At 46.4% G+C, this 26,497-nt stretch carries 22 protein-coding genes; 19 read left to right on the top strand and 3 right to left on the bottom strand.

The genetic code is table 11. The features are described from left to right. The 9 genes from AB4114_RS34070 to AB4114_RS34030 all read left to right on the top strand — a co-directional run. Positions 1-1,361: enoyl-CoA hydratase-related protein (locus AB4114_RS34070; protein WP_441992403.1), on the top strand; the 1,361-nt coding region annotated here is incomplete at its 5' end. A 318-nt stretch (positions 1,362-1,679) separates the two neighbouring features. Beyond that, the gene (locus tag AB4114_RS34065) at positions 1,680-2,867 is read left to right on the top strand and encodes an acetyl-CoA C-acyltransferase (protein ID WP_441992402.1); all 1,188 of its coding nucleotides are present in this window, start codon (positions 1,680-1,682) and stop codon (positions 2,865-2,867) included. Positions 2,868-2,929: 62 nt separating this feature from the next. After that, entirely contained in the window at positions 2,930-4,702 is a 1,773-nt protein-coding gene (locus tag AB4114_RS34060; RefSeq protein ID WP_441992401.1) for an acyl-CoA dehydrogenase family protein, read from the top strand. Between the two features lie 36 nt (positions 4,703-4,738). Beyond that, positions 4,739-6,409: a long-chain-fatty-acid--CoA ligase gene (locus AB4114_RS34055; protein WP_441992400.1), complete on the top strand. Its 1,671-nt coding sequence runs from the start codon at positions 4,739-4,741 to the stop codon at positions 6,407-6,409. A gap of 53 nt (positions 6,410-6,462) precedes the next feature. After that, positions 6,463-6,879 carry a PaaI family thioesterase gene (locus tag AB4114_RS34050; RefSeq protein ID WP_441992399.1) on the top strand — a complete coding sequence of 139 codons (417 nt, stop codon included), beginning with the start codon at positions 6,463-6,465 and terminating at the stop codon, positions 6,877-6,879. A gap of 216 nt (positions 6,880-7,095) precedes the next feature. After that, complete coding sequence (locus AB4114_RS34045) at positions 7,096-8,697, top strand: PucR family transcriptional regulator (protein ID WP_441992398.1); 1,602 nt, start codon at positions 7,096-7,098, stop codon at positions 8,695-8,697. An 813-nt stretch (positions 8,698-9,510) separates the two neighbouring features. After that, positions 9,511-9,852: a bacillithiol system redox-active protein YtxJ gene (gene ytxJ / locus AB4114_RS34040; RefSeq protein WP_441992397.1), complete on the top strand. Its 342-nt coding sequence runs from the start codon at positions 9,511-9,513 to the stop codon at positions 9,850-9,852. 175 nt (positions 9,853-10,027) lie between these two features. Beyond that, complete coding sequence (locus AB4114_RS34035) at positions 10,028-10,909, top strand: DMT family transporter (RefSeq protein ID WP_441992396.1); 882 nt, start codon at positions 10,028-10,030, stop codon at positions 10,907-10,909. Positions 10,910-11,004: 95 nt separating this feature from the next. Further along, positions 11,005-12,321 carry an MDR family MFS transporter gene (locus tag AB4114_RS34030; RefSeq protein WP_441992395.1) on the top strand — a complete coding sequence of 439 codons (1,317 nt, stop codon included), beginning with the start codon at positions 11,005-11,007 and terminating at the stop codon, positions 12,319-12,321. On the opposite strand, the gene AB4114_RS34025 is transcribed toward AB4114_RS34030, so the two are convergent. Continuing rightward, positions 12,255-13,418: a M20 family metallopeptidase gene (locus AB4114_RS34025; protein WP_441992394.1), complete on the bottom strand. Its 1,164-nt coding sequence runs from the start codon at positions 13,416-13,418 to the stop codon at positions 12,255-12,257. The two genes, AB4114_RS34030 and AB4114_RS34025, sit on opposite strands and share 67 nt — an antisense overlap. A 131-nt stretch (positions 13,419-13,549) precedes the next feature. Here AB4114_RS34025 and AB4114_RS34020 point away from each other — a divergent pair, with 131 nt between their 5' ends. Both AB4114_RS34020 and AB4114_RS34015 read left to right on the top strand, forming a co-directional pair. Continuing rightward, positions 13,550-13,849 (top strand): hypothetical protein, encoded by a 300-nt coding sequence (locus AB4114_RS34020; RefSeq protein WP_441992393.1) that lies wholly within the window; start codon positions 13,550-13,552, stop codon positions 13,847-13,849. Positions 13,850-13,928: 79 nt separating this feature from the next. After that, a complete protein-coding gene (locus AB4114_RS34015) occupies positions 13,929-14,582 on the top strand; it encodes a GDSL-type esterase/lipase family protein (RefSeq protein WP_441992392.1) in 654 nt (217 codons plus the stop codon). Between the two features lie 7 nt (positions 14,583-14,589). Here the strand turns inward: AB4114_RS34015 and trhA are convergent, their stop codons facing one another. Next, complete coding sequence (gene trhA, locus AB4114_RS34010) at positions 14,590-15,243, bottom strand: PAQR family membrane homeostasis protein TrhA (protein WP_441992391.1); 654 nt, start codon at positions 15,241-15,243, stop codon at positions 14,590-14,592. Between the two features lie 34 nt (positions 15,244-15,277). Here trhA and AB4114_RS34005 point away from each other — a divergent pair, with 34 nt between their 5' ends. The 3 genes from AB4114_RS34005 (at position 15,278) to AB4114_RS33995 (ending at position 18,439) form a co-directional block, all read left to right on the top strand. Next, entirely contained in the window at positions 15,278-16,048 is a 771-nt protein-coding gene (locus AB4114_RS34005) for an SDR family NAD(P)-dependent oxidoreductase (RefSeq protein WP_441992390.1), read from the top strand. Positions 16,049-16,730: 682 nt separating this feature from the next. Further along, positions 16,731-17,579: a DegV family protein gene (locus AB4114_RS34000; protein ID WP_441992389.1), complete on the top strand. Its 849-nt coding sequence runs from the start codon at positions 16,731-16,733 to the stop codon at positions 17,577-17,579. Between the two features lie 17 nt (positions 17,580-17,596). Then, complete coding sequence (locus AB4114_RS33995) at positions 17,597-18,439, top strand: DegV family protein (protein WP_441992388.1); 843 nt, start codon at positions 17,597-17,599, stop codon at positions 18,437-18,439. A 66-nt stretch (positions 18,440-18,505) separates the two neighbouring features. Here AB4114_RS33995 and AB4114_RS33990 read toward each other — a convergent pair whose 3' ends face one another. Then, entirely contained in the window at positions 18,506-20,668 is a 2,163-nt protein-coding gene (locus AB4114_RS33990; RefSeq protein WP_441992387.1) for a HelD family protein, read from the bottom strand. 184 nt (positions 20,669-20,852) lie between these two features. On the opposite strand from AB4114_RS33990, the gene AB4114_RS33985 reads away from it, so the two are divergent. The 5 genes from AB4114_RS33985 (at position 20,853) to AB4114_RS33965 (ending at position 26,273) form a co-directional block, all read left to right on the top strand. Further along, complete coding sequence (locus AB4114_RS33985) at positions 20,853-21,332, top strand: glutathione peroxidase (protein ID WP_441992386.1); 480 nt, start codon at positions 20,853-20,855, stop codon at positions 21,330-21,332. Positions 21,333-21,355: 23 nt separating this feature from the next. Beyond that, positions 21,356-22,036, top strand: a complete 681-nt coding sequence (locus AB4114_RS33980) for a PIG-L deacetylase family protein (RefSeq protein ID WP_441992385.1) — start codon at positions 21,356-21,358, stop codon at positions 22,034-22,036. Between the two features lie 313 nt (positions 22,037-22,349). Continuing rightward, entirely contained in the window at positions 22,350-22,676 is a 327-nt protein-coding gene (locus tag AB4114_RS33975) for a DUF1904 family protein (protein ID WP_441992384.1), read from the top strand. A gap of 625 nt (positions 22,677-23,301) precedes the next feature. After that, positions 23,302-25,557: a DNA topoisomerase 3 gene (locus AB4114_RS33970; RefSeq protein WP_441992383.1), complete on the top strand. Its 2,256-nt coding sequence runs from the start codon at positions 23,302-23,304 to the stop codon at positions 25,555-25,557. A 20-nt stretch (positions 25,558-25,577) separates the two neighbouring features. Further along, complete coding sequence (locus AB4114_RS33965) at positions 25,578-26,273, top strand: uracil-DNA glycosylase (RefSeq protein ID WP_441992382.1); 696 nt, start codon at positions 25,578-25,580, stop codon at positions 26,271-26,273. The last annotated feature ends 224 nt before the right edge of the window (positions 26,274-26,497 follow it).

Raw genomic sequence — 26,497 nt, 5'->3', positions numbered from 1 at the left:
GGACAGTTGGGAAACTGAAAGCCTTACTCGGTACGAAGGATCGGTATTCGGAGTTGGCGTGGAACATTTTGAAGCCAGTTTTGTTGTACGCTGCGGAGAAGCTCGACGAAATCGCGGATAACATTGTTGATATCGATAATGCGCTMAAGTGGGGATTTAATTGGGAGTTGGGTCCTTTTGAAACATGGGACGCAATTGGGTTGAAGCGTTCTGTGGAACGCATGGAAGCGGAAGGCAGTAGCGTGCCTGAGTGGGTAAAAGCGTGGATGGATGCGGGTCATGACAGTTTCTATGAGCGGAAAGAGGGTCGAACCTTTGCAATCTTGAACCAGGAGCTTGGCGAGGTGGAATCACGGTCAGAAATCATTTCGCTGGCGTCTCTCAAGCAGCAAAACAAAGTCATTCGCTCGAATAGCGGAGCTAGTTTAATCGATATTGGTGATGACGTTGCTTGCCTGGAGTTCAACTCTCCGAATAATGCAATCGGGGCCGATATTCTCACGATGATTCAGCAAAGTGTTGATGAGGTACGTAGTAACTATCGGGGGCTAGTTGTAGCCAATGAGGGTAAAAATTTCTGTGTTGGCGCGAATCTGATGCTCCTGTTGATGGAAGCTCAGGACGGCGAATGGGATGAAGTGGATGGGATCATTCGATTATTCCAGAACGCGATGCTGAAGCTGAAAAGACTGGATAAACCGGTTGTCGCTGCTCCMCATAAAATGACGCTCGGTGGCGGCGTAGAGGCCTGCATGCCAGCGGATCAAACGATTTTCTCGGCGGAGACGTATTACGGACTCGTTGAAACAGGTGTTGGACTCATTCCTGCGGGAGGCGGCTGCAAAGAGTTAGCGTTGCTGGCCAGTCAACAAGTGAGAGACCCTGAGGTCGATTTACAGCCATGGATTAATGCAGCGTTCGAGACAGTGGCGATGGCGAAGGTGTCGACGAGCGGCTATGATACGAAACGTCTAGGGTATATGCGAGCGCAAGATTCCGTAGTCGTCAATCCGGATCATCGGATTTATGAAGCGAAGCAAGCTGTTCTAAGGATGGACGCAGCAGGATATGCACCTCCAGCGATTGAGAAAATACGTGTCGTGGGCGAGAACGGGAAGGCGGTTATGCAGGTCGGTGCGTACACGATGCTGAAAGGCGGCTACATTAGTACGCATGACCAATTGATTGCTAATAAACTGGCGCATGTGTTAGCGGGTGGGAATGTACCTGCGGGGACGTTGGTGACGGAGCAATATATGCTGGATTTGGAGCGCGAGGCGTTTTTGAGCTTATGTGGTGAGATCAAGACGCAGCAGCGGATGCAGTTTATGCTATCGAAGGGGAAGGCTTTGAGGAATTAGCATATTTAAGGTGACTTATCTCTAACGCATAACTCCGAAGGGGAACGTAGAGACGCTATTTATTCCTTTTAATCCCATTTCTTGGAGAAAGGGAACGTGGGTGAACTATTTGTTCAAAAAGCGAGAATTTGGCCATCATTTCGATTAATTAGCGTACCTACGATCCCTATCGCGTCAAAATGAGCAGATTTCGCCTGAAATAGCGTACTCTCGTTCCCTTTCGGGACGAGAGAGAGGCTGAGAGTATACGTTGTACCGCAAGAAATGCATGAGTTTCGCTTAATTGAATACCCAACTATACCTAATGAGGTGAGCTCGATGAAGGAAGCCGTCATTGTATCCATAACTCGCACCGCCGTAGGGCGTGCGAAAAAAGGCAGTTTCGCGCAAACACGCGCGGAAGATCTAGGCAAAGCCGTACTCGAAGAAGCAGTACGGCGAGTGCCTGGTCTCGACAAAGGTGATGTCGAGGACATCATTATCGGGTGCGCGATGCCCGAAGGCGAGCAAGGGCTGAACTTCGCCCGCACGATGTCGCTGTATGCGGGCTTTCCTGTGACCGTGCCGGCGATCACGGTCAATCGTTTCTGTTCCTCCGGCTTGCAAGCCATCGCTTATGCGGCGGAGCGCATCATGCTCGGCCACGCCGAGGTGATCATCGCCGGAGGCGTGGAGAGCATGAGCCACGTCCCGATGACGGGCTTCAAGCTCTCGCCGCATCCGCGGCTGGTCGAGACCATGCCCGAGGTGTACATGGGCATGGGGCATACGGCCGAAGCCGTCGCGCAGCGGTTCGGCATCTCGCGCGAGGCGCAGGATGGCTTCGCGACGCGCAGCCATCAGAAAGCGGCGGCGGCCATCGCGGCCGGCCGCTTCACGGATGAGATCGTGCCGGTGAGCACGAGCGTGAAGGGCGTAGACGAACGAGGCAAAGCCTACGTTCGCGAGTACGTGTTCGCCACGGATGAGGGCGTTCGCCCCGATACATCCGTGGAAGGGCTTAGCAAGCTGAAGCCTGCGTTCAGCTTGGGGGGCACTGTGACGGCGGGCAATGCGTCACAGACGTCGGACGGCGCAGCGGCGGCCGTGYTGATGAGCCGAGAGCGCGCGGAAGCACTCGGGCTGAAGCCCATGGCGACGTTCCTGTCCTTCGCACTTTCCGGTGTGGAGCCGAAAATTATGGGGGTTGGCCCTGTCAAAGCCATTCCGAAAGCGCTGAAGATGGCKGGTATTTCCCAAGATCAAGTCGATCTCTTTGAGATTAATGAGGCCTTTGCTTCACAGTGCGTTCATATCGTGCGTGAGCTTGGGATAGATGAAGAGAAAGTGAATGTCAATGGCGGTGCCATTGCCTTAGGTCATCCGCTTGGATGCACGGGAGCAAAGCTTTCAACTAGTTTGATCTACGAGCTGCAACGGCGAGGCGGCGGGTACGGCGTCGTGTCGATGTGTATCGGCGGCGGTATGGGAGCGGCTGGCGTGTTTCAAGTGTATGCAGCAGAGTAAGGCGGCCACTCATGTTATATGTGTTCATTATCATCATTCCAAATCATAAGGAGAGTTGACTCATGACGAACAAAGTCGTTGGCGGTAGTTTTGTTATATCGGATCTTGATTTTCATTCCATCGTAACCCCTGAGGATTTCACGGAAGAACATCGCATGATTGCTGAAACAACGCGTGACTACGTGAACGGGGAAGTCATGCCGAATGATGAGCATTTGGAGAAGCTGGATTATGACTTAACAGTGAAACTCATGAGAAGCGCCGGGGATCTTGGCTTATTAGGAGCCGATGTACCCGAAATTTACGGTGGACTTGGCTTGGATAAGGTCAGTTCCACCATCATCAGCGAAAATTTAGCGCGTGCATCCTCTTTTGCTTTATCCATCGGGGCGCATGTGGGCATCGGAACGCTGCCAATTGTCTTCTTTGGAACCACAGAACAGAAGAAGAAATATTTACCAGACCTCGCAACAGGCGCCAAAATAGCCGCCTACTGCTTAACAGAGCCGACTTCGGGGTCCGATGCGCTTGGTGCCAAAACCACAGCCCGCCTTTCTGACGATGGAAAGCACTACCTTTTAAACGGGTCCAAACTCTATATTACCAACGCGGGTTTTGCTGATATTTTCATCGTTTATGCGAAGATCAATGGCACGGACTTTACCGCTTTTATCGTGGAAAAAGGCGATCCAGGCTTCACGATGGGACCTGAAGAAAAGAAGATGGGGATCAAAGGCTCATCTACGCGTCCCTTATTTTTTGAGGATGTGAAAGTGCCTGTAGAAAATCTGCTCGGAGAAATCGGCAAAGGTCATCTGATCGCTTTTAACATTCTGAATATCGGCCGTTACAAGTTAGCTGTGGGTTGTCTAGGTGCGTCTAAGGAAACGATTGAGCTTGCTGTGAAATATGCGAATACGCGTCAACAGTTCCAGACGCCGATTTCAAGGTTCCCATTAATTGGTAAAAAATTAGCTGAAATGAACATTCAAACGTATATCTTAGAAAGCATGGTGTATCGGACAACAGGCTTATTTGATACGATCCTCAGGGATATCGACCATTCCAGTCCTGATGCAGGCAAAATATCGGCAAAAGGCATATCGGAATACGCGCTCGAATGCTCCATTAATAAGGTTTTCGCTTCGGAAGTTCTTGACTTTGTTGCGGATGAAGGATTACAAATTCACGGTGGTTACGGGTTTATTCAAGAATATAAAGTAGAGCGGATCTATCGCGACTCGCGGATTAATCGCATTTTTGAAGGGACGAATGAAATTAATCGCTTGCTCATCCCGGGTACCTTAGTGAAGAAAGCGATGAAAGGCGAACTACCTTTGCTGCAAAAGGCACAAGAACTGCAAAGTGAGTTGCTTTCCTACATGCCAGGCCAAACGTTTGAAGGTACCTTGGCAGAGGAAGCTCATTTGGTAGGTATGGCGAAAAAGGTATTCCTCATGGTTGGCGGGCTTGCTGTACAGAAATATGGCATGGCGCTTGAGAAAAACCAGGAAGTTTTGAGCAACCTTGCGGATATTATGATTCAAATTTTTGCAGCCGAAAGCGGATTGTTACGGACCCAGAAGCTCATTCATAAGCTAGGTGAAACGAAGGCGACCAATGCCATTCAGCTTACGACGGTATTTATTCATGAGGCTTTTGACAAAATTGAGGCATATGCGAAAGAAGCGCTCAGTACGATGGAAGAAGGAGATGTGCTGCGGACTCAACTTTCCATACTCAAGAAGCTGTCTAGACGCAGTAGTGTCAATACGGTGGGATTGAAGCGCGACATCGCCGCACGTGTAATTCAGGGTGAGAAATTCATCGGATGAGTATCGATGTCAAGAACCTGAAGGGGATGGTTTTGTATGAGGGAGACAAAGCCTTGGCTGCGTCATTATCCAGCGGAAGTGGCGCCGACTTACGAGTACCCGAAACATAATCTAGCACGTCTGTTGGTTGATTCTGCACATCAATTTCCCGAACGGCCGGCCTTGTATTTCTTGGGGAAAAAGCTATCGTATCGCGAATTGCTTCATGCGTCTTATCAATTTGCTCACGTGTTAATGGATCTCGGGGTACGTCCAGGGGAACGGGTGTCGATTATGCTGCCGAATTGTCCTTCGGCTATCATCGCGTACTTCGGCACGTTGATGATGGGCGGAATTGTCGTGATGACGAATCCGCTTTATGTGGAGAGAGAGCTGATTCATCAGCTCTCTGATTCGGAAGCTGTCGTAATTGTGACATTGGATCTGCTATTCGATCGCGTACAGAAGGCGAAATCGCGGACATTTCTGCGCCATGTTATCGTGACCTCGATTAAGGACTACTTACCGTTTCCTAAGAACCTTTTATATCCGATTAAAATGAAAAAGGATGGCGCCAAGCTCGATGTTACCTATGGTGATGGCGTGTATGCATTTAAGAAATTAATGCGAGCAGCATCGGCTGCGCCTATTTGTGTGGACGTCAACGCAGATAACGACATCGCTTTGCTTCAGTACACCGGTGGAACGACGGGGTTATCCAAAGGTGTGATGCTAACGCACTCTAATTTAATCGCAAATACGTATCAGACGAGTCATTGGTGCTATCAAGTTCAGCCTGGCGGAGATCGTTTCTTAGGTGCCATTCCTTGTTTCCATGTCTTTGGTTTAACGGTTCTACTGAATCAATCCATGTATCGAGCAGGGATGCTAATCCTTATTCCAAAGTTCGATATTGATATGATTCTCGATACCATTCACAAATTAAAGCCTACCATTTTCCCAGGTGCACCTACGATGTATGTAGCGTTAATCAATCATAAACGGGTGAAGGAAGTTGATATTTCTTCGATCAATGTTTGTGTAAGCGGTTCAGCGCCACTGCCTTTGGAGGTTCAAGAGCGATTTGAAKCATTGACCGGAGGTAGATTAATTGAAGGGTATGGACTCACGGAGGCTTCTCCCGTTACGCATGCGAATCCGATCTGGGGATTTCGTAAAATCATGTCCATCGGTATTCCTTTTCCGGATACAGTAACGAAAGTGGTGGATTCTGACTCTGGCGAGGAAATGCCGGTTGGTGAAATCGGTGAAATTATTATTAAAGGTCCTCAAATCATGAAAGGCTATTGGAAACGTGAGGAAGAAACGGCGAAGACGATCAAAGACGGCTGGTTATATACCGGGGATATGGGACGCATGGATGAGGATGGTTTCTTTTCGATCGTTGACCGGAAAAAGGATTTAATTATTGCAGGAGGATTTAATATTTATCCGCGTGATATTGAAGAAGTGCTCTACGAGCATCCAGCGATTCTGGAAGCGGCTGTCGCAGGTGTTCCTGATGAATACCGTGGGGAAACTGTGAAAGCTTTTATCGTGCTAAGAGAAGGTATGACGCTATCGGAAAAGGATTTAGACGTCTGGTGCAGGGAACGATTAGCGGCTTATAAGGTCCCGCGTAAAGTTGAATTCAGGCAGTCTTTGCCGAAAACGATGATTGGAAAGGTGCTCCGGCGGCAATTACTAGAAGAAGAAGTCAAGCAGTAAGTGTGTTTGCTTTCATCTTTAGGGGCAGCCCTTACAAAGAAGGAGGGAGTCCAATGGATGATGGAAATGATCGTATAATTCGAAGGTTGCAGCAACTCGCAGCAGCAGCGGAGCCCACCTTCTGGGGGTTTCTGGGTTGTGAATTTGTAGCTTATAAGGACGGTGTTATCACAATTGCGTTGGATGCAAAGCCGAATCATTTGAATCCGATCGGCATGGTTCATGGCGGCGTAACATCATCTTTGTTAGATACTGCGATGGGCATTATTGCCATGATTGCACGACCGGAGGAGAAGGTTGTGACGACGAATTTGAATGTGCATTTTGTGTCTCCGTTATATGCAGGTAGACTGCTCGTGACAGCAGAACTTGTCCATCAATCACGTAAAATGATTACCGCACAAGGCCGAGTTGAAGACAGTGAAGGTAATTTGGGGACGATGGGGACAGGAACGTTTCGTGTGATTTAGTCGAATGCTTCGATTAATGGGGCCTTCATAACCACCAGGATAGTGGTCATGAAGGTTCTTTCCGTTATATTGTGTCATGTAACATAACATTAAATTAATAATTTTCATGAAAATTTCATAATTATTTAATTGATGTCATGTATTCTTACGTAAATGCATTGACTGATTACATACGGTCATCCTATAATCGATTAAAAGGCATAGGGGGGAAGCACGATGCATCTTACCATTCGTGAAGCGTTGGCCATTTATCCTTTAACGGAAGCAAAGCTAGTCGCCGGCAAACAAGGGGAGTCCCGAATTGTTAAATCAGTCAATGTCATGGACGCGCCTGATATTGCAGATTGGACGAAATCAGGTGAAATGCTGTTTACTACAGCCTTCGCGATGAAAGACAGCCCGCAAGAAACCGTGAACCTCCTGCGCAAATTAAATGACCGCGGAGCCGCAGGTCTAGGGATTAAGCTCGGGAGATTTTGGACGGAGCTGCCGCAAATTGTCATGGACGAAGCGGATCGACTACATTTTCCTATCATTGAAATGCCCTTTCAATTTACATTTTCGGATCAAATGAATGCGCTTTTTAACGCCGAATATCGGCGGAATACCGAACTGCTGCAAACAGTACTTGAGAAGCAGAAGAAGCTGATGCAATTTGGACTTAAGCAAGACAATATGCTCTCGATGTTTCAACTCGTCTGTGAAATTTTGGGGTATCCGATGGCGGTTGTAGGAGCGAGAGGTCAAGTTTTATATAATACCAGTAACTGGAGTTCAGATCAGCTTGCGCAGAATTGGCCGAAAAAACGGAAGTCTGGATGGGTGTACGCAGGGAAAGAAAGAGCGTATCGCGTTGGATTGCAACAACAAGATGATGAACCGTTAGGTCATTTGTTAATTATTCCAGATGTTATGTTGCTAGCAACCGTTGAAGAAGGATTGTTCCAACAAGCCGCTGATATTTTGACCTTTCATATGAGTTATACATTCAGATCCCATGTGGAAGCTTCCGCTGAGCGAGATTTACAGAATAACTTGATCCGCTATTTGGATAAAGGTACTTCTCTTGAAGAGTTTATGGAGCAAGCGGAGTCCAGAGGATTATTCATCTTTACAGGTGCTTACCAATGTGTGATTGCGAAGAGCAAGAAGGAGTCCTTGATTCCAGATGCTACGAATGAGAAGCTCAAAGAATTAAAACAATACATGGAGTCTCATTCGAAATCCAGTAACTTGCGTGGACATCATTTTGTTCTGAAGGATCACATGTTCTCGATTTACTCGACGACACAAGCAGATGGTTTCCCAGAAGAGGAGCTATCCCAATTGTTAAGTAAATATGAAGGAGATGCTGGTCATGCGTCTGATCGAGATGCCATGGTGTTCTACACGTCAGCACTGAAGGTGAAGCCAACGGCGCTTCGCGAAGCGTATCTGGAATGCGGCGAGACGGGGAGAATGGCAGAGAAACTCAGTTTGCCAGATCGAGTCGTACATTATGAAACGATCGAATTCGCTCATCTCTTTCAGCACTTGTCGTCTCCGATGATGGAGGATTACTGCGCCAAGATCTTGCGTCCTCTTTTAGAGAAGGACCCGGAGTACTCCCAAGAGATGATTCGTACGCTTGAAGTATTTATTCGGAATGATGGTCAAGTCAGCGAGGCGGCTAAGCAATTATTCATTCATCGCAATACGGTTACGTATCGGTTGGAGAAAATCAGTGATCTTCTGCAAGTTGATTTCAAAAAAGTAAATGATCTCCTGAAACTGAAAGCGGTATTTCTTTTCCGTCAATTCTTGCAAGTGAGATCTTAAGGCAATAGAACCCGAGGCTGCCAATTGGCGCTTAGGGTTTTTTATTTTGTGTAAAGTGGTGCTGACGCGGGATGTATTGAGGAAGCTGTAGATGGAATTTATAGTGCCCTGCTGTTTTCGTGAGATAAATGGATTTTATGTAGTTAAATCTTGGATATTTCAGATCAAATTCGGAATAGCTGGATTTTATGCAGTTAATTTCAAGCTTCTTTGCCGATTTGGGTAATTTCGAGAGAATTACCTACAATTTTTCCATCTATTTCGAGTTTCCGGGGGTTTTTCATCTAAATAGATGTGCAATTTCCAGTTATTACTTGTTTCAGGGTAGATTCAAGCAGCAGACACCAACAATTGTGTCACAACTAGTACGCCTAGCATTACTTACACATCCACCAACTCCAATAGACCAATTAGCTCGACCATCCCCATCCACTCAGCACTCCAGATCCCGCCATCCCCCCAGCCCAATTAAATCCAACAAACCCTACTAGACCAAATATTGCACCAACCACCAGTCCCGCAATTCCCCAAAGTCCCGCAATTCCCCAAATCCCGCAATTCCCACGAGCTCCAGTAGCCCGACCGTCTGGGACGGGGCGCGCGGTGTCGCCGACGTATGGCGGCGGTCATTTGATTTGTTCGATCAGTTTTGGTTGGTGTAGTAGGTGTTGATGGGTTGGGTATCGCTTGGTGTTGAGGGGCCGGTGGATTTAATAGGAATGTATGTAGGAGTTCAGTGAACCGAGTTAGTTGCATAAGCGAATTCGTTACCTTATAATTTTGAAGAGAGAGTAGAGAAAGGAGATGTGAAACATGTCTGCATGGAAAGAGTTAACGACGTTAACGGAATGGCAGGAAGTGCTTGATCGTTCCAGCGAAAAGCCTGCTGTCGTTCTGAAGCACAGTACGACTTGTCCAGTAAGTGCGAGCGCACTTGATGAATATGAACAATATTTGGCTGGTACACACAATGAGGCTGTTGATTATTTCTTGGTGAAAGTAATTGAATCACGTCCGGTATCGAATCAAATCGCAGAGGACCTAGGTATCAAGCACGCGTCCCCGCAAATTCTTTATTTCAAAGATAAAGAATCCATCTGGAATACTTCGCACTGGTCAGTGACGAACAAACATATGTCCGCGGTTTTGGACTAATACGGTCACACATTGGGCCCTTCGTTTTGTCTACGTGATGTAGGTGGAATGGAGGGTTTTTCATGCTGTCCATTAAATGAACGATGGTCAAAAAAAGATTGGCAAGCCAAACATCCTCCTATATACTTATTGACGACAACAAGACGGAAACGTTCAGCTAAGGAGTTACCTATCCATGAATGCAATGAATAAAACGAAAATCCCGATCCCGATCTACCTATTAATAGGCATCATCGCAATATCTTTTTCCTCCATTTTTGTAAAATGGTCCGATGCTTCTGCTTCCATCATTGCCATGTACCGATTATTGATGACCAATGTATTAATGCTGCCATTCCTCTGGTCCTATCGCCATGAATTTAAGAGAATCAAATTGAAAGATTGGCTTCGCACGGCCATATCAGGCATTGCGCTTGGCCTGCATTTTTTGTTCTGGATGGACTCGCTGCGATATACGACGGTGGCTAGTTCAACTGCGATCTTGACGCTTGAGCCGATTTTTGTGCTCGTTGGTGCGTTCCTGCTCTATGGTGTTCGGACAAGCCGTACCTCATTGATTGCGATGTGTATCGCGATTGTGGGAGCCATTTGTATTGGATGGGGCGACTTTCAATTTTCTGGAGTAGCGCTCAAGGGAGATGTGCTGTCCTTCGTTGGCACGATCGCTGTAGCGTTTCATATGTTACTGGGCAAAAGCTTGCGGGAGCGCATTTCCGCTTATGTATACAGCTTTCTCGTTTTCTTATTCGCGGGATTGACACTAGCGGTGACGAATGTTTATTCAGGCGAATCGTTTACCGGCTATCCATGGAAAGAATGGGGCATCTTTTTCCTGTTAGCCTTTGTTTCCACGATTTTCGGTCATTATGTCTTCAACTGGCTGCTGAAATATATGAAAGCTTCTTCGGTATCGATGACCGTGCTTGGAGAGCCGCTGGGTGCATCTATTCTAGCGTATTTTTTGCTGAGTGAAACGATTACGACGATGCAGCTTTTAGCTGGTTGTCTACTATTGGTTGGCGTGGGCTTATTCTTACGTAGTAATGAGAAACCGTAATGGTTTCTTTTTTCTTATTAATTGAACTATGGTCAATCAACTGAAAGAGTAGTATTGATCCATTTTMAAAAGTTGTAGAGAAGKGGAGAGACAGCATGAGGTTTCGGGATTTTCATCGTAATGTGAAATTAAGAATTGGTCTATCCTTCCTATCGGGTACAGCGAACAATATGGTGCTTCCCTTTATGTCGATTTATTTCTCKGGAAAATTAGGGGACACACTGGCTGGATTGGTTGTTATTCTGGGCATTATGGCTGGTGTTGTGGCAGGGATCATAGGTGGTTATTACTCGGATCGATTTGGCCGGAAAAAGCTTATGCTCGCCGCGGAGATGGGCTGGATGCTCTGTTTCGCTCTCATGGCGGCAGTGAACTCACCATGGCTGGAGTCTGCAGGCTTCACCTTCCTGCTCATGATAATTGTCAGCATTTTCTGGGGGATCCATGGACCTGCCAATGAAGCAATGCTATTAGATGTTACCGCTCCAGAAGAACGTAAATTTATGTATGCCATCATGTACTGGATGAATAATTTATCGTTTGCCATCGCGGGTATGGCGGGTGCATTCTTCTTTAAATCGTATCTATTTGAACTATTTATTGCCCTCTCTGTGATCGGTTTGATAACGGGAATTATTACTTATGTCTATATTCAGGATGATTATAAGTCGCCTACAAGTGGGAAGCCTAGCACAACGAAGAAGAAAAGCCCTTCTATTTGGGCAAATTACCGTATGGTTCTGCGAGATAAAACGTTTCTGATTTTTACAATAGCTTCCTTATTGTTGGTTTCGGTGGAGTTCCATTTGGGGAACTATGTGGCTGTTCGCTTAGGGAAAGAGTTGGTGGATTCGCCTTTCCTTCCATGGGTAAGTGATGCGTGGCGAATTGACGGCTTCAAAATGTTAGGGTTTATACGAACGGAGAATACAGTACTCGTGGTTGTTCTATCGGTCTTTATGGGGAGCCTGATGCGAAGGTTTTCTGATCGCCGAGTCCTGTTTATTGGCTACACCTGCTATATAGCGGGGTACAGCTATCTTGCTTACAGCAATCAGCCTGGTTTACTTTTACTGTCGATGTTGATTGCCACCGTTGGAGAACTGATGTATGTTCCGATTAAGCAAGCGTATCTTGGCAACCTGGCACCAGACCATGCACGCAGCTCCTATATGGCCTTATATGGCATGGTATATAGAGGAGCTACGTTTCTAGGTGGTCTTGGCGTTATCTTAGGCGGCATGTTGTCTTCTTGGCTTATGGCTTCATTGATTGCATTCAGCGGTGTGATAGGAATGATGATGTTTTACTCCATTCTAGCACAGCTAGAAGAGCGGAAGAACGGTCATTTCGCAGCGGCAAATTCCTCTTTTATGGAAGCTAATAAAGCTGGTTTGGACAGTACTTCATAAGCCGTATAGGCTAAAGCCTTGGCTGTGAAGAGCATGCTGTCTAAAGCTGGTTCAGTCATGGCGAGATCACGGAATTCCTTGGTATGAAGCAAATGTCGCTCATGAACGACTTTCACGAATGGGTGAATGGTGGGGCACTGGGTCGATACATTGCCGAGATCTAGAGAACCGTGATCTTTGCCAATTTCGATTTCCTTCGGTTGGACGCCAAGCTCGAACAATTGATCGGTGAACACGTTCGACAAAGCTTCATTCGTACGGAGCTCATCGTAAGAGTACTCGTAGAAAGATGTTTTCAGCGTGCAGCCGGTTTGAAGTGCAGCGCCTTCTGCGCAGCGAAGGACTTTCTGGACGAGCTCATTCGTGTACGTACGTGTAGCTGAGCGGACGTAAAATCTAGCAACGGCATAATCGGGAATGATGTTAGGTGCTTTCCCGCCTTCGCTGATGATTCCGTGAATACGGGCATCTGTCTTGAGCTGTTGGCGCAGCGCATTGATGCTGTTGAAGAGCTGTAAAACTGCGTCAAGGGCATTAATGCCTTCATAAGGTTGTGCTGCAGCATGTGCGGAGCGGCCAAAGAATTCATATTCGATCGCATCCATCGCGAGCGATTCCCCTGATTTTTCATGCGTATAGTAAGGGTGTGCCATGAGTGCGATATCGACGTCTTTGAATAGCCCTGCAGCAGCCATTGGAACTTTGGCGCCTTTCGTTTCTTCGGCTGGCGTTCCGTAGACGCGTATGCTGCCGCCAGTTTCGGCTATGACGGATTTGAGGCCGATTGCAGCCCCGATACTCATCATGCAGATCAGATGATGGCCACAGGCGTGACCGAGCTCAGGAAGGGCATCGTATTCAGCCATGAACGCAACGACAGGACCTGGTTGGCCAGAGTCATAAGTCGCGATGAAAGCGGTAGGGATATCTAGAACACCGCGTTCAATTGCGAAGCCATGGTAGGCTAGTTCTTCGGTTAATCGAGCAAATGCAAGGAATTCTTCATGTCCAAGCTCGGGGTTTGCCCCAATAAAGCGAGAGATGTCTTTAAATCTTGCGGCATTGCTTTCTATGGTTTGTGCGATCATAGATTTCATAGGCGAGTATGCTCCTTTGTTGAATGGTTCTTAACTCCATTGTAGTATATAGAAGCGAGAACTACCAAATGCAAAGACATAAAGGTTATAAAAGGATCATTGATGAACAGGAGAAACTGGAGGGATCGACCATGATGAAATATGGAGCCGAACATGAGGAACACCGATTTAGCTTGTGTTTTCTTGAAGAGGAAAGCCGCGGTCAGTGGCGGGATGTTTATTTAGGCATCMAGTTGGAAGAGGGAGAAGAGCTTCCAGAAGGCTTATTAGATCCATCGATTCTTGTGATTTGCAATATCGAGGGAGAGATTGTACAGATTGTTTTGCACGATGAAGGTTGTGATAGTGAGTTCCAATTCACCTATGCAGAGAAGGAACAAATTGAAAAGTATGTGAATCACCATGTAAGTGCAAAAAAAAACGACGAATGAACCCCTGTAGGTATCCCTTCCCAAACTGGGCGGTGGCGCATATAGTAATATACGTCACGCTTTAGAGGAGAGGATAGCGATGGAAAAAAGAATTCAATATTTGGCATTTGGTGATTCTTTAACCGTTGGTTATGGTGCTGAGGAAGGTCAAGGCTTCGTTTCGCTGTATCGACAAAGGTTGGAATATTTGCTGAATGTGCCTGTTTCCTTGCGTCATGCGGGCACTAATGGTGCCACGACTGCGCAATTGCTGGAGACTATCGAATCTGATCCGCAGCTTCAGAAGGATATTCAAGAAGCGACTCTCATCACCATTACAGCTGGCGGAAACGATCTCATTCAAGCGGCAATTCCTTTCTTTTATGACGGCGATAATACGGTGCTCAAAACAGCCTTACAAACGTACGAATCCAACTACCGTAAATTGATCGCTCAAATTGAAAGACTGCGGCAAGGTATACAAACCCCGTATATACTGGCCTTAATTGGTTTATATAATCCATTACCGCAGATTCCAGATGCTGCTTATTGGGTACAGCGCTTTAATCTATTTCTGCGTAAATTAGAGCAACCGCATATTCAAATCGTGCAGGTGTACGACGCATTCGTAGGTCAAGCGACACTATTTTTGTCAGAGGATGCCATTCATCCAAATGAACGCGGCTACGAGCGATTGGCCAACCAATTAGAGGTAGCTGTCTCTTTGCAGCAACTACAGCAGTTGTTTGTGTGAAATGAAGCTATCTCACATAACCGAATACAGAAATGAAATGACAGGCGCTGCCTGCTAGCACGAAGACGTGCCAGATGGCATGGTGATACGGGATGCGCCTCCATACATAAAATATCGAGCCTAGTGTGTAGAACAAGCCGCCTGCAACTAGCCAGACGATGCCGCCAAGCGGCAACTGAGCGTATAGTGGCTTGAACGCGATCACAATCAACCAACCCATCACGATATAGCACAAGGTTGAAACGAGTACGAATTTTTTGACGTAAAACAGCTTTAGCACAATGCCAATGAGGGCTAAGCCCCAGATGACACCAAAAAATGTCCAGCCCAATGGCCCTCGTAAGGTTACGAGTAGGTAGGGCGTATAACTCCCTGCGATTAACACGTAAATCGCCGAGTGATCAAGCACTTCGAAAACATCCTTAATTTTCGATTCGGTAACACTGTGCAGCAGCGTGGAACATGTATACAAGAGAACAAGCGCTGTGCCAAAAATACTAAAGCTAACGATATGCCATGCATTTCCTTGAGCGCAGGCTTGCATGATGAGCAGGACGAGTGCTGCGATGCTGAGTACAACACCAATACCGTGTGTAATCGCATTGGCTTTCTCTTCTTTGATGGAATATTGCATAGACAACCCTTCTTTCTTTGACAGCATGGAAGACTCCCTATATAGATTGGACGATGAAACGATGTATTTACCCTCATTTCAATTGAATAATAAAGTGGCTCTGGTGACCGGAGCCGGAAGAGGTATTGGACGAGCACTCGCAATTGGCCTAGCAGAAGCGGGGGCTGACGTTGCGATCTTTGCTCGAACTTCTTCGGATTTGGAAGCTGTGGCGGGTGAGATTCGCGCTTTAGGCAGACAAGCCTACCCGTTTTCTGTCGATGTTACGAATCGTGAACAAATTGAGGCAGCAGTTTCGGCTATCATCAGGGAAACAGATCGCATAGATATTCTTATTAATAATGCTGGCATGAATATCCGTAGTCAAGCTTTGGCCGTTACAGACGAAGAATGGGACACCATCATGCAGACAAACTTAAAATCCGCTTTCTTGTGCTCGCAGATCGTCGGTCGACACATGCAGCAGCGGGAATATGGACGAATCATCAATATTGCATCCGTAGCGGGGCAAGTAGCGCTGCGCACAGGTGTTGTCTATGCTGCAACCAAAGCTGCGATGATCCAAATGACCAAGGTGCTCGCTCTTGAGTGGGGGAAATATGGCATTTTGGTCAATGGCATCGGACCCTGGTATTTCAAAACACCGTTGACCGAGAAAATTTTGAATCAACCGGATTATTTGGCGGAAATTATTGCACGCACGCCACTGCGTCGTGTTGGAGAGCTGGAGGAGCTAGTCGGGCCAGCGGTATTCCTGGCTTCCGATGCAGCGAACTATGTCACAGGCCAAACGCTGTTTGTAGATGGCGGCATGACAATTTACGGATTCTAGCAAAAAAAACACTGCGTGCTGCGGTTGGCAGCACGAGTGCTTTGAGAATTTAAGATCGTAATGTGATGCTTGGTGAGGAGAAAGGTTAGACTTAATGCTGATATTTTTTCATGCTAGTGCTCCACTCATTTTCGGTGGGTATTTAGCACAAATTTTGTGCGCAAGCGTGCGGTGTCTGGCGGCCTCACTGATCTTGCGCACAAATTTTGTGCGCTAACGTGTGGTGTCCGAGGGTCTCGCAATTTGATCGGCTTAAGTGGAATTGCAGGTGTTTCGAGTTTAATGATTTCATTAATATATCATCTGAATTGAGCTTTTATCGGTTAGAAAGCTTCGACGGATGAAGGGGGGGGATTTAAGATAAAGGTTCCTTTGTTTGATATAGTCAAAGGGATTCAAACTAAACCAGAGGTTCGATTGTAAAAAAAAATTGCTTATTTATTTGTTCGGACATGGCAGCGAAGCTTTCGTTTTTCTCAGCAGCAGAATTAACGTTGTTAATATTCATTAAGAAACCACTCTTAAATGGTTCACGTGGGATTTATTTACGAATTTTGGCGAATGATGTCTGAAATTGTAGGATTGAGCTTTGGGAATCGTACTATTATACTAGACACAAACAACTGTAGTGATAGACGTTCTCATCATAAGTGTAAACTGGTAGATAAGGTGGTAGGATCGAATGGMTCAAGTTCGTATTTTTACAGACAGTACAAGTGATTTACCAGAGGAGTTACTGCAACGGTATCAGATCGAAGTTGTTCCCTTGTATGTTATTTTCGAGGATCAATCGTATCTGGATCGTGTAGATATTCATGCAGAGCAGTTGTTTGATTTTGTAGCGCATACAGGTAAACTACCCAAAACAGCGGCGCCATCACCTGGCGATTTTGAACGCGCTTTTGCACCGTTCATCGAAGCGGATGAAGATATTGTTTTCATCGGTTTATCCTCTGAGCTATCGTCGACGATCCAGAATGCGAGGATTGCCGCTGAGAGTTTCCCGGATGGTAGAATTAGGGTGATCGATTCTCGAAACCTATCAACTGGAATTGGCGTACTAGTAGTTAAGGCGGCGCAAGCTGCATTAGAAGGGCGAAGCCCATCAGAGATTCAAGCGATCGTGACATCGTTCATTGATAAAATAGAAGTTTCCTTCATCATTGATACCTTGGAATATTTACATAAAGGCGGCAGATGTTCTAGTGTGCAGGCTTTCTTTGGAAGTCTTTTGAAAATTAGACCCATCGTGCAAGTCATCCAAGGTGCAATGCAATTAACGGACAAAATCAGAGGTAAACGTGAGAAAGCTTTGAATCAATTACTACAGAATGCACTCGCATTCAAAGATGACATGGATACGGATTTCATGTTCATCACACATGCGCAGGCTCATGATGAAGCGGCTTATGTGAAAGAACAATTTGAATTGCATACCAATGTGAAAAACGTATTTCTTTCGGAAACCGGTTGCGTCGTTTCGAGCCACTGCGGACCACATACGCTAGGTATTGTTTTCGCCAAAAAATAAGAAATGAGTGGACAGCCATGACGACAATCAAGATTATCACGGACAGCAGCTGCGATCTTCCGAGAAACATGATAGAAGAAATAGGAGTTGGGATCGTTCCCTTATCGGTTCAATTTGGCGAGGAGTGTATGCCAACAGATATGGATCTAGCCGATTTCTACGCGAAGATGAAGCGGGAGAGCCTGTTGCCGAAAACCTCAAGCCCATCACCTGGGCACTTCCTTAGTGAGTACCAGAAGGGTGGTCCTGATCAAGATATTCTTGTACTGTGTCTGTCATCGGCGTTAAGCTCTACGTATCATCACGCTGTGATGGCGAAAGAAATGCTGCTGGAAGATGGTTATACTGGCCGTATCGAAGTCATCGATTCCAAGACAACTTCACTAGGGTTGGGTGTACTTGTGTACCGAGCAGCTCGGATGGCGGCAAGCGGTATGTCATATGAAGAGGTGACAGCTTCCATTCAGCAAGCGGTACCGACCTCAGGGACTTTCTTTTTCTTAGATACGCTGGAAAATGTCATAAAAGGTGGAAGACTCGATCGCGTCCGCGGCGCAGTGGCTTCTGTCTTGAATATTAAACTTCTCATGAAAGCAAGTGAAGAAGGCGCGATTGAGGTTGTCGAGAAAATTCGCGGCTCGCAGCAAGCTTTGAAGCGATTACTCTCGTTTCTTGGTGATAAGGAGCATGATTACGAGAAGGATGTGATAGCCATCGCACATAGCAATTGTGAGTCGAGGGCGCGCGAATTCATGGCTCAGCTTTTAGAAAAACATCCGTTCCGCCATGTACTGTTCTCCAATATGGGCACTGTGATTGGCACCTATGCTGGTGAAGGTGGCGTTCTAGTCGCCTACTAAGTTGTGAAAAAAGACACCTATCTCCCGATCGACCAATGATCAGAGAGTAGGTGTCTTTTTTGGTATTTACGCTGGAAATTCCGTTGTCGTGATATCCGGTTGATCCACAGTGACTAACGGTGAAATGTCTCCCGTCACAAGCAGCCATAGTTCATGCAGGGCACGTGTGCAGCCTACATAGAGAAGTTTGGCATCCATGAGGGTTGTTTCATAATGCTCCGCTGTAACGTCCATGAGAATAACAGCATCAAATTCTAAGCCCTTCGTCAAATAAACAGGTAACACCGAGATGCCACCGCGATAAACGCGTTGCTTGGAGGTGATCAAATTCGTCTCAATCCCCACGTGCGTCAAAGCTTCGTGCAGCTCTAGCGCTTGTTTCTCCGTGCGCGCGACGACAGCGACTGTGCTGGAAGTGCCAGCTAGTAAGTTTGTGATCGCCTTCTGCACCAGCGGCAGCCGTTCTTTGAGCGAAGTCTGCAGCACACGAACTTTATTTCCGCTGCGGAAGACGGGCACTGCAAGTAAGGGATTACTCACGCCGCGTTGGAGCACCGAATTAGCAAACTGGATGATTTCCATGGTGGAACGATAGCTCCGCTCCAGTTCGAAATACCCAGTTTCTTCCTCTTGAAACAAGCTGGAAAATTCCTTCCAGTCCTGGATGCCCTGATACGCATGTATCCCTTGCGATAAATCACCCAAAATCGTGAATGAGCTGTTGCGTGTGTACGCATCTAACACCGCGACTTGGAATGGTGAGAAGTCTTGCGCCTCATCAATGACAACATGATCGAATAACCGATCCGACGAAATGCCATGAAGCCGTGTATGAATGTAAAGGAGAGGAGCTAGATCCTCGAGCCCTACTTCCTTCTTTTTGAAAAGCTTCGCTGATGCAGCTACGATGGACTCAGGCATGTTCTGAAGCAGCTCTACAGGCAGGCTGTCCCATCGACCTTTGTCGGTGAACAGCATTTTATAGAAGGTAAATGCCGTATATTCAGGCCATCCTGTCAAATAAGTCCGCAGCTTCTGAGCGGATTTCTTCTTCAGCTCTTTTTTCAAGCTTTGCTCCCAAACCTTCTCGAGCTGCATCTCCATCCATCGCTTGATACGCGCAACGACGCGCTCACGGCGCTTAATCATCGGATAATGCTTATTCTCGACGAAGAACCATTCGCGAATGGTGGCAATGGGCAGTTTGACGCCATCCCAAGGTGAGAAGTCCGCAGTAGGAACGTAGGTGGTTTCAAGACGATTGAGACAGTCATCCAGGTAGCTTTTGAAAGCGATAGCTCCTTTGAAGCGTCCTGGCGCTTGGTCATCGACGGGAGGTCGCTTGCTTCCGAGAGCAAACCAACGTTGTAATGTGATCTCTTGATCGGCGATTTGCACTTCATGATCGAGTACATCAAGCGCCCAATCGGTAAACGTACTCTGTTGTATATTGCCGACACCTAGCTCTGGCAGAACACCCGAGATATAGTCCAAGAACATGGAGTTGGGTGCGAAGATAATCATTCGCTCTGCCCGAACTTGTTCGCGGTATTGATAGAGAAGGAAGGCGAGGCGGTGCAGAGCTACGGTTGTTTTACCGCTTCCTGCGACCCCTTGAATTATAAGTGCGGTATTCTTCGCTGCACGGATAATCCGATCTTGCTCCGCTTGAATCGTGGAGACGATATCGCGCAGTTTGTTGTCTTTATTTTCGCCTAAGCGGTATAGCAAGAACTCATCGCCGACAGAGAGGGAGTCTTCATTCCGGTCATATGTATCAACAACACGCTGGAGAATTTGCTTGCGCACAACAAGGTTTCGCTTCAAGTAGACTAAGCCGTCAATTATACCGTCCGGCGAATCATAGGAAGCTGCGTCTAAGCCGCCTGTGAAGGAATAGAAGAGGCTTGCTACTGGCGCACGCCAATCAATGACGAGAAGTCGACCTGTTCGTTCGTCTTCCACGCCGGCTTTACCAATGTAAAGCGGTGAGGGTGAACCCGTGCCTGTTTCTTCGAAGTCAAGGCGGCCGAAATAGGGCTCATCAATGGCTTTGGTTAAATTGTGCCTGCCGTTCTCGCGCAAAACTTCAAGTGCTTGCTCCGTTAAATCAGGACCATAATAAACAGGAGTTGCTCTAAGGCGTTCCAGTTGTTTATCGATTTCCTTATTCGTTTGTTCAAGTCTTTGAAGTTCTTCTTGATAGGCACTTTGAGTCTTTGTGTCCAAGATCAGTTACCTCCTAAGATCAGATGTTGTCTATTGATTTGTCATAAACAGGTAAACACTATAACACACCTAGCGGGAGATAGAAAGTGATTCTGGAAAATCATTAGTGATCATTTGGGCTTCTGTGGAAAGGAATGGTATACTCAGGAAGTATGCATTTTAATTAATGGAGGCGAAGGGATTCATGTCTATTTATGATATTGCAGTTACAACGATTTCAGGCGAAACACAAACACTTTCAGCGTATAAAGGGAAGACACTTCTCATTGTGAATGTTGCTAGTGCTTGCGGACTTACACCGCATTATAAAGGGCTTCAAGCGCTTTATGAGCAATACCAAGATAAAGGGTTGGTCGTACTCGGATTTCCTTGTAATCAATTCGCTGGTCAAGAGCCAGGGACGAATGAAGAGATCCAAGCATTTTGCGAACTTAACTACCAAGTGACTTTCCCTCTATTTGATAAAATTGATGTAAAAGGTGAGCATGCGCATCCGTTGTATACGTATTTGCTAAGTCATACACCTGAGCCGTATCGCACAGGCGACATTGAATGGAATTTCGTGAAATTCTTAGTTGACGCGAACGGAAATGTGATTAAACAATACAGTGCGCGTACAGAACCTGTGGACATTAGCGCCGATATTGAGGCTGTTTTAGCATAAATGAAAGATGAGGTGGACGTGCAATGGGGTCCCAAAACGGGTTTATCTATGCCCATCCTGATGATGAAACATTCTTAAGCGGATGCCTCATTCGCCGTCTAGCTGATGCTGGAGAAGACAATGTCTTACTACTAGCCACACGTGGCGATGCTGGTAGACAGGGGTTGGAGCGGGCGAAGAATCGGCAAGAATTAGCGGAACTACGAGAACTAGAGATGCGTGCAGCAGCTGAAATTCTAGGGATTTCAACGATTGAGCACTTAGGCTGGCCTGACGGTCAATTGGATGAAGTTGATTTTGAGACACTCGTGCAACAAATTATCACGTTTATTCAGCGTCACGAAGTGGAGAATGTCTACACATTTGCAGAAGATGGCGGAAATGGACATCGTGACCATATCGCGATCTCCAAAGCGACTACTGCGGCTGTACAAAGTGGTGCTTGTCCAAGTGTAAGGAAATTGTTCTATGCTTTTTCTCCGCTCCTGCGTGCTCAAGGGCATCAACCGTACATTCTAATTGACACCGAGAAGCAATGGCCCGTTAAGGCGGCTGCACTTAAAGCGCATCAAACGCAGCATGTTACGATTGGGAGGCACTTTGGCAATCTGGTAGATTTTCCAGAAGAGAGACGTTGGGAGGCCTTTGTGCTGGGTTGGGAGAATGAAAACGAATTGGAAACATTGCGAAAAAAATATGTATGATGTACCCCCGAAAATTCTCCTGAGATTACGAATGACCTTAAAGAGCAGGTCATTCAACGTTTCTAGGGGAGTGTAAGGATGTCACTTTGTAATTGTGATAAATGTGGGCGCGTTTTCCTCACGAAATGGGAAAAGAGATGTACAAGCTGCTCGCAGCTTGTTTTGAACGATTCGAATAAAGTAAAGGATTTTGTTCGGACGAATCCACGCGCGACACTTATTGAAATTTACCATCAAACAGGGGTTTCCTTGCAAACTATAAAAGAAATTAATGAGAGCTTAACCGCTTCAGCAAGCAAAGGAGCTTTCGAGAATGCCTCATATGATTATAAGAGGGATTAGTGTTCCTCAAATTCAATCTATTAGCACAGTGCTGATTTCCGAATTAGCTGCTGTCTGTTCTTGTGGTATAGACAATTTCATGTTKGAATGTTTGCCAACCGTCTCTATTTTCCAAGGTGAAATTTGTGCGACGTATCCATTTATTGAAGTGGGCTGGTTCGAGCGAGGGCAGGAAATTCGAGATGCCTATGCAGAAGTCCTGACTAAACATATCTTGTCACTGGGAATATCTGAAGTGGAGATTGCGTTCAAGGTATATCGGGAAGATAGTTATTATTGGAATGGGAAGTTGGTTTAATCTAAATCCATGTAAACCTCTTATTCCACTTGTATAGTGGAGTGAGAGGTTTTTTTGCGGTATTGATATCCGCCACGCAATGAGAGAACATCGATCCCGACTAACATTATGCTAGAGGCGAATAAATGTATTTTGTACAGTTAAATTAAGGGGTTTTTCGATCATATGCTGAATAGATGGAGAACATACAGTTAATCTTAACTATTTTAGCTAATTCGAATAAAAGTGGAGATATTACATACATATTTTACAATTAATTCAAATTTCTGAGGAAGTATCTTGAAAATAATGTTTTCCAGTTAATGCTAATGTGTAAGGCAGGGTCGGTCCAAACCTACTAATTCCACCAACAACATCCGAGCAGTGAGTTCCTATGTCAGCCTCCCATACCCGCATCCCGCGCGTCAACACTGAGCACTCAACGTACCCCAAGTTTTGAATTCAATGCACCTGTCCAAACCCGTCAGAATCTGTGAAATCGGATGTTAACTGGTTTGTTTTTTATGCCAAAAGTCATAATTCACGCAATCGATATTGCAGGCGATAATAAAGTGGGATACACTGAATCGACAGAATCTGATTTCCAGAATGACTTCGGGAATCACATGATAGGAGCGATTTGTGGTTGAAGACATTAATTATTGCGGAAAAACCCGATATGGGGCGAAACATAGCTGCCGCAATAGAACCAAAGGCCAAAAATATGAGGTCTCATCTAGAAGGTGAGCAATATATCATCACGTGGGCAATCGGACATTTGATTGAGCTGGCGGAACCGGATCATTATGACGAAAAATATAAAAAGTGGAATATTAATCATCTTCCAATTATTCCTTCTGAATTTAAGTTAATTCCTAACCCGCGTACGTATGATCAGCTCAAGGTGATCGCGGAGTTAGCGAAAAAATGCAATCAACTGGTTAATGCGTGCGATGCCGGGCGAGAAGGGCAGCACATTTTCTCCCTAATCCAGCGGCACCTGGGGCTCAATCAGCCTGTTAAGCGGCTTTGGATCTCCGATTTAACATCGGAAACGATTCGCAACGGGTTCGCAACGTTAAAGGATGGCGCCGAATATGAGAACTTAACGCGCGCCGCGCGTTCTCGCAGTGAAGCGGATTGGCTGATTGGCATGAACGGATCACGTGCGTTTACGACGAAACATAATGTGTTGCTGTCGGTGGGACGCGTTCAAACGCCGGTGCTTGCGCTAATTTATGATCGCCAAAAGCAGATCGAGGCGTTTTCCTCACTCAAATTTTATGAGCTAGAGGGTCACTTCGCGCAAGGGGAAACACCATACCGAGGCATGTGGCAGGGTGAACGTTTCACGGATGGTGAGAAGGCGGCTGCGCTTGCTGCGAAGGTAAAGGGGAAGCCCGCCCGGATTCAGTCCTACGAGGTAAAAGAAACCAAAGAATTCCCATTCAAATTGTATGATTTGACCTTGCTCCAACGTGAGGCGAATGGGAAATATGCTTTTTCGGCGAAGAAAACATTAGATACAGCGCAAGCTTTGTATGAGAAGCATAAGGTGATTTCGTACCCAAGAACGAATTCCAATTATGTGACGGAGCAAAATATTCCGGATATGCATAAGGCGCTAAACGCCTTGCAAGGAACGGCTTATCACGAACTTGTTCAAGGCGCTAATCGCAATCTTGTTCATATTAATAATAAATTTATTTGTAATCCAACCAAGGTTGAAGATCACCACGCCATATTGCCTACGAATAAGAAGGCTTCAGGACTAAGTCCGGATGAGCAGAAATTGTATGATCTCATTGTCAGACGTTTTCTCTCTCAATTTTACCCGCCTGCTGCCTACAAAGTGCATACGGTCATGACGGAAGTGGAACAAGAGCTTTTCAAGACAACCGTCAAAGAATTGTTATCGCTAGGCTGGAAGGTCATTTACGCTGATCAGAAGAAGGAAAAGGCGAAGGCGACCAAAGGGAAAGAAAAGGAAGACACGGATGACGAGGAAGAGGTCGAAGTCAACGAGCCTTTCTCCATCGATGCGAATGGGGATATCCTGTGTACAGATGCGATTGTGAAGGAGAAAGACACGCAGCCGCCTAAGCATTTTAACGAAGGCACCTTGCTGAAGGCGATGGAGAGCGCAGGGAAGCAGATTGAGGATGAAGAGCTCCGCGATGCGATGAAGGACTCCGGTCTGGGCACGCCTGCGACACGAGCAGCAACGATCGAACGCTTGAAGAAGGTCGGCTATATCGACATGCAGGGGAGGAAAATCATTTTGACTCAGAAGGGTAGAATGGTTGTTGAATTGATCCGCGGAGCGGGCATCGAACTGTTGACGTCACCTGAGATGACAGGGCAATGGGAGCGCAGATTGAACGAAATTTCCCGTGGTACAGCATCAGACGACCAGTTTATGCACAATGTGAAGCGATTTGCGACGCTGATTGTCGATAAGGTGCGCAAGCAAACTAGAGCTTCGAAAACGGATTTCGAAGCCGAGAATGCACCGGAAGCAACTAGCAAACGTGGCTCAGCTTCAATGAAGACGACGGCTCGTGGGGACGGTGCACCGAAAGCTCCTACGAAGAAGCGAACGCCTGCTGCGAAACCAGCAGGGGATGGAGCTAGCACGTTCATTGCAATGTGTCCAAGACCAGGCTGCGGCGGCTCCCTCTTTATGGGGCGTAAGGGCTATGGCTGCTCGCATTATAAGGAAGGCTGCTCCTTCGTTATTTGGAAGGAAAGCTTCGGTCGAAGCTTAACCGATACACAAGTGCAAGCACTTGTTCAAAAAGGGAAAACGACGAAGTTGAAGCTTGTTTTAGAGGATGGAACAGAAACAGAGGGGAAGATTGTGCTGAAGGACGTTGCTACAGGCGCACTCGGTACAGAATGAATGCACGGGGGAACTAAGGAGTGAAATCGGTAACGAATGATTGGTTGACGGTTTTGGCAGACGAATTTCAAGCACCTTATTATCAGGAACTTGAACAGTTTCTGCAGGCAGAGTATTCGCAGCAAACAATTTATCCACCAGAGGATGAAGTGTTTTGTGCGTTGGAATGGACCTCTTTTGCGGATACGAAGGTTGTGATACTGGGACAAGATCCTTATCATGGGAGAGGGCAAGCTCATGGACTTAGTTTCTCTGTGAAGCCTGGAATTACGATCCCTCCTTCGCTAAGAAATATGTACAAAGAACTAGCATCTGATCTCGATTGTACGGTGCCTGATCATGGTTATTTAAAAGCATGGGCAGAACAAGGCGTTCTGCTCTTGAATACGGTTTTAACCGTTCGTGAAGCACTACCTAACTCGCATAAGGGAATGGGTTGGGAACGATTCACGGATCAGATCATACAAGTGTTAAGTGCTCGAGAGAAGCCTGTCATCTTCCTGCTATGGGGAAGCCACGCACAGGCCAAACGATCTTTGATCGACACCACCCGACATGTGATCATTGCATCGGCCCATCCAAGCCCGTTATCAGCATATCGCGGATTCTTTGGCAGCAAGCCTTTTTCTAATGTTAATACCGCGCTGAATCGACTCCAAATGACAGAAATCGACTGGCAAATCCCGAATTGTAGGCATAACGAAAACCATGAATGACAATATTCATGGTTTTTTTCATTTGTATAGACCGAAACTTACGTTCCGAAACGAATATTATATTTAGGCTATGTAAAGATTGCCTAGCTATTCTATAATATAGGTTGTACATAGGTAATCGGTAAATTTAGCTCGCAATTCTTACCCGTTTCGTAGGAGCGGTTTCCGAGAACTTCGCGAAAAGCGTCGTAGTCAGCTTCGGTACCTCGCTGCAAGACTTGTAT

Source organism: Paenibacillus sp. 2RAB27, assembly GCF_052115445.1.
In the GTDB taxonomy this organism is placed as follows: Bacteria; Bacillota; Bacilli; order Paenibacillales; family NBRC-103111; genus Paenibacillus_E.
This window is presented reverse-complemented; position numbering and strand designations above follow the sequence as displayed.

What these genes read in the sequence shown, in the direction of transcription:
- trhA (WP_441992391.1), bottom strand. Translation starts at nt 15,243, where the DNA reads ATGCTGTCAAAGAAAGAAGGGTTGTCTATGCAATATTCCATCAAAGAA.
- AB4114_RS34015 (WP_441992392.1), top strand. Translation starts at nt 13,929, where the DNA reads ATGGAAAAAAGAATTCAATATTTGGCATTTGGTGATTCTTTAACCGTT.
- AB4114_RS34050 (WP_441992399.1), top strand. Translation starts at nt 6,463, where the DNA reads ATGGATGATGGAAATGATCGTATAATTCGAAGGTTGCAGCAACTCGCA.
- AB4114_RS34045 (WP_441992398.1), top strand. Translation starts at nt 7,096, where the DNA reads ATGCATCTTACCATTCGTGAAGCGTTGGCCATTTATCCTTTAACGGAA.
- AB4114_RS33995 (WP_441992388.1), top strand. Translation starts at nt 17,597, where the DNA reads ATGACGACAATCAAGATTATCACGGACAGCAGCTGCGATCTTCCGAGA.
- ytxJ (WP_441992397.1), top strand. Translation starts at nt 9,511, where the DNA reads ATGTCTGCATGGAAAGAGTTAACGACGTTAACGGAATGGCAGGAAGTG.
- AB4114_RS33985 (WP_441992386.1), top strand. Translation starts at nt 20,853, where the DNA reads ATGTCTATTTATGATATTGCAGTTACAACGATTTCAGGCGAAACACAA.
- AB4114_RS34035 (WP_441992396.1), top strand. Translation starts at nt 10,028, where the DNA reads ATGAATGCAATGAATAAAACGAAAATCCCGATCCCGATCTACCTATTA.
- AB4114_RS34005 (WP_441992390.1), top strand. Translation starts at nt 15,278, where the DNA reads ATGTATTTACCCTCATTTCAATTGAATAATAAAGTGGCTCTGGTGACC.
- AB4114_RS33980 (WP_441992385.1), top strand. Translation starts at nt 21,356, where the DNA reads ATGGGGTCCCAAAACGGGTTTATCTATGCCCATCCTGATGATGAAACA.
- AB4114_RS34060 (WP_441992401.1), top strand. Translation starts at nt 2,930, where the DNA reads ATGACGAACAAAGTCGTTGGCGGTAGTTTTGTTATATCGGATCTTGAT.
- AB4114_RS34025 (WP_441992394.1), bottom strand. Translation starts at nt 13,418, where the DNA reads ATGAAATCTATGATCGCACAAACCATAGAAAGCAATGCCGCAAGATTT.